5 protein-coding genes and 1 rRNA gene are annotated in these 6,000 nt (G+C 64.9%); 1 reads left to right on the forward strand and 5 read right to left on the reverse strand.

What is annotated here, in order from left to right; all coding sequences use genetic code 11:
• Nucleotides 1-4 precede the first annotated feature (4 nt).
• The 4 genes from AC1RMD_RS27070 to AC1RMD_RS27085 all read right to left on the reverse strand — a co-directional run bounded on the left by AC1RMD_RS27070 (nucleotide 5) and on the right by AC1RMD_RS27085 (nucleotide 4,786).
• Nucleotides 5-1,717, reverse strand: a complete 1,713-nt coding sequence (locus AC1RMD_RS27070; protein WP_492931247.1) for a lactate permease LctP family transporter — start codon at nucleotides 1,715-1,717, stop codon at nucleotides 5-7.
• Between the two features lie 155 nt (nucleotides 1,718-1,872).
• A complete protein-coding gene (locus AC1RMD_RS27075; protein WP_492931249.1) occupies nucleotides 1,873-3,315 on the reverse strand; it encodes a LutB/LldF family L-lactate oxidation iron-sulfur protein in 1,443 nt (480 codons plus the stop codon).
• Nucleotides 3,312-4,007 (reverse strand): LutC/YkgG family protein, encoded by a 696-nt coding sequence (locus tag AC1RMD_RS27080; protein ID WP_492931251.1) that lies wholly within the window; start codon nucleotides 4,005-4,007, stop codon nucleotides 3,312-3,314. The genes AC1RMD_RS27075 and AC1RMD_RS27080 overlap by 4 nt, the downstream gene beginning before the upstream one ends.
• A complete protein-coding gene (locus AC1RMD_RS27085) occupies nucleotides 4,004-4,786 on the reverse strand; it encodes a (Fe-S)-binding protein (protein WP_492931253.1) in 783 nt (260 codons plus the stop codon). Before AC1RMD_RS27085 ends, AC1RMD_RS27080 begins: the two co-directional genes overlap by 4 nt.
• Nucleotides 4,787-4,896: 110 nt before the next feature.
• Here AC1RMD_RS27085 and AC1RMD_RS27090 point away from each other — a divergent pair, with 110 nt between their 5' ends.
• Entirely contained in the window at nucleotides 4,897-5,592 is a 696-nt protein-coding gene (locus tag AC1RMD_RS27090) for a FadR/GntR family transcriptional regulator (RefSeq protein WP_492931255.1), read from the forward strand.
• A gap of 87 nt (nucleotides 5,593-5,679) precedes the next feature.
• Here AC1RMD_RS27090 and rrf read toward each other — a convergent pair.
• Nucleotides 5,680-5,792 (reverse strand): 5S ribosomal RNA (gene rrf, locus AC1RMD_RS27095).
• Between the last annotated feature and the right edge of the window lie 208 nt (nucleotides 5,793-6,000).

Genomic DNA, 6,000 nt, shown 5'->3' on the forward strand with positions numbered 1-6,000 from the left:
GGCGTCAGTGTGGCACCATCCCCGTGAATACATACGCCTGCAATACAGTCATGATACCAACGATGGTGGCGAACAGCAGGCTATGTTTGAGGGTGAAGCGGAACAACTCGGATTCGCGCCCCACCAGTCCGGTCGCGGCGCAGGCGACGGCGATCGACTGCGGCGAGATCATTTTGCCGGTCACGCCACCGGTGGTGTTGGCCGCCACCAGCAGGGTGTCGGATACATTGATCTGGTGCGCCGTGGTGTTTTGCAGGGAGCAGAACAAAGCGTTCGATGAAGTATCCGATCCGGTCAGGAACACGCCCAGCCAGCCGAGGAACGGCGAGAAGAACGGGAAGGCGACGCCGGTGCCGGCCAGTACCAGCGCCAGCGTCGAGGACATGCCGGAATAGTTGGCGACGAACGCAAACGCCAGCACCAGGCCGATGGACAGGATGGGACGGCGCAGTTCAACCACCGTGTCGACCAGCGCGCGCAGGCCGGCCAGGGGTTTGAAGCGCAGCAGCGCCATCGAGACCAGGGTCGACAGCAGGATCGCGGTGCCGACCGCCGACAGCAGGTCCAGCTTGAAGACCGCCTCGTAGGCTTTGGGTGCAGCCACGATAGGCGTCATCTTGACCACCATCTGGTCCAGATACGGCACATGGAATTTCATCACGGTGCCGGCCAGCGCGCCGCTGCCGGCGAACAGCGCCTTGAACTGCGGCAGGCTCCATACGGTGACGATGGCGGTCAGGATGCCGAACGGCGCCCACGCCCGCACCGTCTGCATGGTGCTGTATGGCGACTGCTTGCGGGCACGCGGTGCCGCGCCGGTGGCAGCGCCGCCGCCGAAGGTCGCCATCGCCGCCGTGCCGCCGCCCATGGAAATGGTGCTGCGGGCGCCGGCTTTGGCGCTGGCCGGCTGCCACACTTTCAGCAGCGCCGTCAGCGAGCCAAGGCTGACCAGGGCGGACGTGATGTCCGGCAGTTCGGGGCCGATGAAATTCGAGGTGATGTACTGCGTCACGGCGAAGCTGCCGCCGGCCACCAGCGCGGCAGGCCAGGTTTCCTTGATGCCGCGCTTACCGTCCATCATGAACACCAGCCAGAATGGCACCAGCAGCGACAACAGCGGCAGCTGGCGGCCGGCCATCGCGCCGATCTGCATGGCGTCGATGCCGGTGACCTGGCCGGCCACGATGATGGGAATGCCCATCGCGCCGAACGCCACCGGCGCCGTATTGGCGATCAGGCACAGGCCAGCCGCGTACAGCGGATTGAAGCCCAGGCCGACCAGCAGCGCCGAGGTAATCGCCACCGGCGCGCCGAAGCCCGCCGCGCCTTCGAGGAAGGCGCCGAACGAAAAACCGATCAGCAGCATCTGCAGGCGCTGGTCGTCGGTGATCGACAGCACCGAGGCGCGGATGATATCGAGCTGGCCGGTGCGGTCCACCACTTTGTAGAGGAACACCGCGGTGACGATGATCCAGGCGATCGGCCACAGGCCGTAGGCGAAGCCGTAGCCCGCCGCGGCCAGCGCCTGCGGCACCGGCATGCCATAGGCGAAGATGGCGACGGCCAGCGCGAGCGCCAGCGTCACGGCGGCGGCGACGTGGCCTTTGATGCGCAACACTGCCAGCGCGAGAAAGAAGAAAATGATCGGTATGGCGGCAACCAGGGCCGACAGCCCCAAGCTGCCCAGCGGCGCGTAAATCTGATTCCAGGTTTGCATTGCGGTCTCCTCCAAGAGTACAAGTATTTTCTGTAGAGCTAAAAGATGCGACGAGTGTAAAGGCGCGGTGCTGGCTTTCGGTGGTACGAAAAGATGAAATGAATTGGCCGCAGCGGTGAAAATTATTCACCCCATGGCCAGGCGCCGCTGCAACGCTATTCGGCCTGCCCCCTTTCCCGCAGCAGGTCGGCCAGGCTGCGCGCGGCCGGCTTGAGCGGTTCGCGGTGCCTGGTCCATCCCAGCTGGCTGCGCGGCGTGAACGCGCGCAGCCGGGTGGCGGCCCAGCGGAACCAGCGATACACGGCTGGCCGCGCGAAGGCGCCGCTCCAGAACCGCCACACCAGCCGTTCGCTGCGGCTGAAACTGGCGCCCTGCCCGCGCAGCGCATGCTCGACCTTCTGCGCCGGATCGCGATTGGCCTCGGTACGCAGGCGCACCAGCAGCGCCGGTATCGGTATGCGCACCGGGCACACTTCGCCGCAGGCGCCGCACAGGCTGGAAGCGGTCGCCAGGTCGGCGGTCGCTTCGAGCCCCAGCAGGTGCGGTGAAATGATCTTGCCGATCGGGCCGGGATAGGTGGTGCCGTAGGCATGGCCGCCCACCCGTGCATACACCGGACAGTGGTTGATGCAGGCGCCGCAGCGGATGCACTGCAGCGTGGCGCGCAGCTGCTCGTCGGCATAGGCCTGGGTGCGGCCGTTATCGAGCAGCACCACGTGCAGTTCGCGCGGCCCGTCCATTTCGCCGGCGCGGCGCGGTCCGGTGATCAGGTTGAAATAGGTGGTGATGGCCTGCCCGGTCGCCGAGCGTGTCAGCAGGCTGGCCAGCGGCACGATATGCTCCAGCTTTGCCACGACTTTTTCGATGCCCATCAACGCGATGTGCACATCGGGCACGCTGGTCGACAGGCGGCCGTTGCCTTCGTTTTCAACCAGCCACAAAGTGCCGGTATCGGCCGCCGCGAAGTTCACGCCGGACAGGCCGATGTCGGCGTCGGCAAAGGCCTGGCGCAACGCGCGCCGGCCTGCCTGGATCAGCGTGTCGACGTCCTCGCTGTAGGGCATGCCGGGGATGTGCTGCTCGAACAGCGCGCCAATGTCGGCGCGGGTCTTGTGCACCGCCGGCATGACGATGTGCGATGGCTTCTCGCCCGCCAGCTGGACGATGTATTCGCCCATGTCGGATTCGATGCAGTCGATGCCTTGCTGCGCCATGTAGTGGTTCAGCTCCACCTCTTCGCTGGCCATCGACTTGCCCTTGATGATGCTGCGCGCGCCGCGCCGCCGGGCGATGTCGTGGATGATGGCGTTGGCCTCGTCGGCGGACGCGGCCCAGTGCACCTGGGCGCCGGCCGCTTGCAAGTTGGCTTCGAACTGCACCAGCAATTCCGGCAGATGGGCCAGCGCGTGTTGGCGCACCGCTTCCCCCAGATCGCGCAGCTGTTCCAGTTCGTCGCTGTCGGGGAATTGCGCGCGGCGCTTGTCCTGCAAGAAGTCCATCGCGCCGCGCATGCTGTCGCGCAGTTTGCTGTCTTGCAGCGCGTCGCTGACGCGGGCGCGAAAATCGGCCGGGGGCATGAATTTTAAAGGGGCGTTCATGCTGTCGCCTCCACTGCATCGTCGTCGAGGATGAACACCCACAGCGCACGCGGACCGTGCGCGCCATAGGCCAGCGTTTGCTGGATGTCCGAAGTCTTCGATGGACCGGACACCAGAACCAGATTGGTCGGCATGGTGGCGTTCCAGGCTTCGGCGTGCATCGCTGCATGCAGGTCCGCATGCAGCGTGCTCGCATAGACCAGCGCCACATGCAGCGGCGGCACCAGCGACACCGTGCGCGGCGAGCCCGCATCCGGCGCCAGCACCAGCGTGCCGGTGGCGGCGATGCCCGAGCGGGCCACGGTGAAGCCGGCGTCCACGTCGGCGAACAACTGGTCCTTCCATTCTTCCAGCGGACGGTCGAACGTCAGCGTGCGCACGTCGATTGGCAAGGCTGCGGCCAGCGCACCGCCTTCGGCACCGGCGGTATCGAGCAGCAGGCTGCTGACGCCGGCGGCCGCGAGTTTTTGCGCCAGCAGCGCTGGCCAGTTGTTGACATCGACGCGCCATACCTCGGTGCGCACCGACGTCATCACGCGCTCCAGCGTGTCGGCCAGCTCGCTGCTTGACGCTCCGCGCAAGGGGCCGCGCGCATGATGGGTATTGATGCGGTCTTCCAGTTCGCGTATGGAGGTGCCGGGAGCCGCTGCGGCGGCGAGCAGCTTGCCCAGTATGAGTTCGCGCGCGCTCATGCCGCCGCTCCGACCCGGCGCCACAGGAAGCTGGCCAGGTGCTCCACCTGCAGCGGCGCGCCCTGCCGCTTGGCGGCGTGGCCGATGTTGAGCAGGCAGCCGCAATCGGCGGAGACCAGCCGTTCGCACCCCGTGGCGCAGGCGGCGGCGATTTTGTCGCTGACCATGGCGCCGGAAATGTCGTCATGCTTGAGGGAGAAGGTGCCGCCGAATCCGCAGCACTCCGACTCATGGGCGTGTTCCACGCGCGTTACGCCGGGCAGCGCGTCGAGCAAGGCCACGCCGTGGGCGCGCGTGCCCATCTCACGCCGCGCGCCGCAGGAGGTGTGCAGCACGACCTGCTCGTCCGGCTGCTGACGCGCCTCGGAAAAATCAACATGCAGTACGTGCAGCAGGAATTCGCTCAGCTCGTAGACGCGCTCGGACAACTCGCGCGCCTGGGCGGCGGCGCGCGGATCGTCGTCGAACAGCGCCGGCCAATGGTGGCGCATCATGCCGGCGCAGGACCCGGAGGGCACGATGACCGGCCACGGTTGGGCGAACAGATCAAGTTGTGCCCGCGCCACCGCGCGCGCCTGTTCAGGATTGCCGCTGCTGTAGGCCGGCTGGCCGCAGCAGCTCTGGCCGCGCGGGAAATGCACCGTCAGGCCTTCGCGCTCCAGCAGGCGCACGGCATCGAGCCCGGCTTCCGGCATGAACAAGTCGATCACGCAGGTGCCGAACAGGTAGACGTGTGGATGGGCCAGGTCCGGGCCGGGCGGATAGTGTCGCGCTTGCATGTGAGGTCTCCTCTGTTTTTGCTTATTCGTCGGACAAGCACCATAATTCCCGTGCATCGAAGCCATCGCAAATTGGTTGGACCAGTAGCGACAACAGAGGAATCGTCAACATGAAAACAAGCGGACTGGTCGAGGGAGTATTGCGCAAGCTGGAGACGGCGCTGCTGGACGGCACTTATCCGGCCAACGCGCGCCTGCCTTCCGAGCGCGCACTGGCGGAGCAATATGAGGTGTCGCGCAACACCATACGCGAGGCGCTGCAGCGCTTGGTGGCGCGGGGACTGTTGCGCAGCCGGCGCGGGGCCGGCGTATTCGTCAGCGACCAGCTGCGCACCAGCACGGCTTCGCCCTGGGGGCAGCTGGTGACCGACCATCCGGCCGTGCTGGCCGATGTACTGGAATTCCGGCGGGTGCTGGAAGGCGCAACGGCCTACTATGCGGCGCTACGCGGGAATGACGAGGAACACGGGAAGATCCGCAATTTGTTGACTAGTCTGGAACAGGCCCGCATCGGCGACGACCAGGCGGTCGAGGCGTCGATCGATGCCCGCCTGCACGAGGCGATAGCGCTGGCCTCGCACAACAGCATGTTTTTGCATCTGCACGCGAGCGTGCTCGGCATCCTGCGCGAGCATATTACGTTGAACGGTTCCAGCCTGCGGGCGCTCGACGCCGAAGTCTCGGGCCAGCTCCTGCAGCAGCACCGCGCCATCTGCCTGGCGATTTGCGCGCGCCGGCCGGAAGCGGCGCGCACCGCCATGCAGGCGCACATTGATTACGTGGTCAGCAGAATCGAGTCGGCCTGATTGGTCCAACCAATCTTCCTCGTTCAGATGAAACAGACGAAAAAAAGCCCCGACCAAATCATTGGAAGGGGCTTCTTTATATAACTAGCCTGACGATAACCTACTTTCACACTGGTTGCAGCACTATCATCGGCGCAGAGTTGTTTCACGGTCCTGTTCGGGATGGGAAGGGGTGGTACCAACTTGCTATGGTCATCAGGCATTGACTTGTACTGGGCTGCGCGCCGATGCGCGTCGCCCTGAATCTGGAGAAGTAAGTAATCAGTATTAAATACTGGGGTAATGAAGTTGTTGTATCAACGAACGTTTCAACGTACTTCTTATTCACCATAACCTGCTAAGGTTATAGGGACAAGCCGTACGGGCAATTAGTATCAGTTAGCTTAATGCATTACTGCACTTCCACAC

Source organism: Duganella sp. GW822-FHT06D06 (assembly GCF_058799615.1).

Bases quoted from the DNA above. Each gene is read 5' to 3' on its own strand.
- AC1RMD_RS27090 (WP_492931255.1), top strand. From the start codon at position 4,897: ATGAAAACAAGCGGACTGGTCGAGGGAGTATTGCGCAAGCTGGAGACG.
- AC1RMD_RS27085 (WP_492931253.1), bottom strand. From the start codon at position 4,786: ATGCAAGCGCGACACTATCCGCCCGGCCCGGACCTGGCCCATCCACAC.
- AC1RMD_RS27080 (WP_492931251.1), bottom strand. From the start codon at position 4,007: ATGAGCGCGCGCGAACTCATACTGGGCAAGCTGCTCGCCGCCGCAGCG.
- AC1RMD_RS27075 (WP_492931249.1), bottom strand. From the start codon at position 3,315: ATGAACGCCCCTTTAAAATTCATGCCCCCGGCCGATTTTCGCGCCCGC.
- AC1RMD_RS27070 (WP_492931247.1), bottom strand. From the start codon at position 1,717: ATGCAAACCTGGAATCAGATTTACGCGCCGCTGGGCAGCTTGGGGCTG.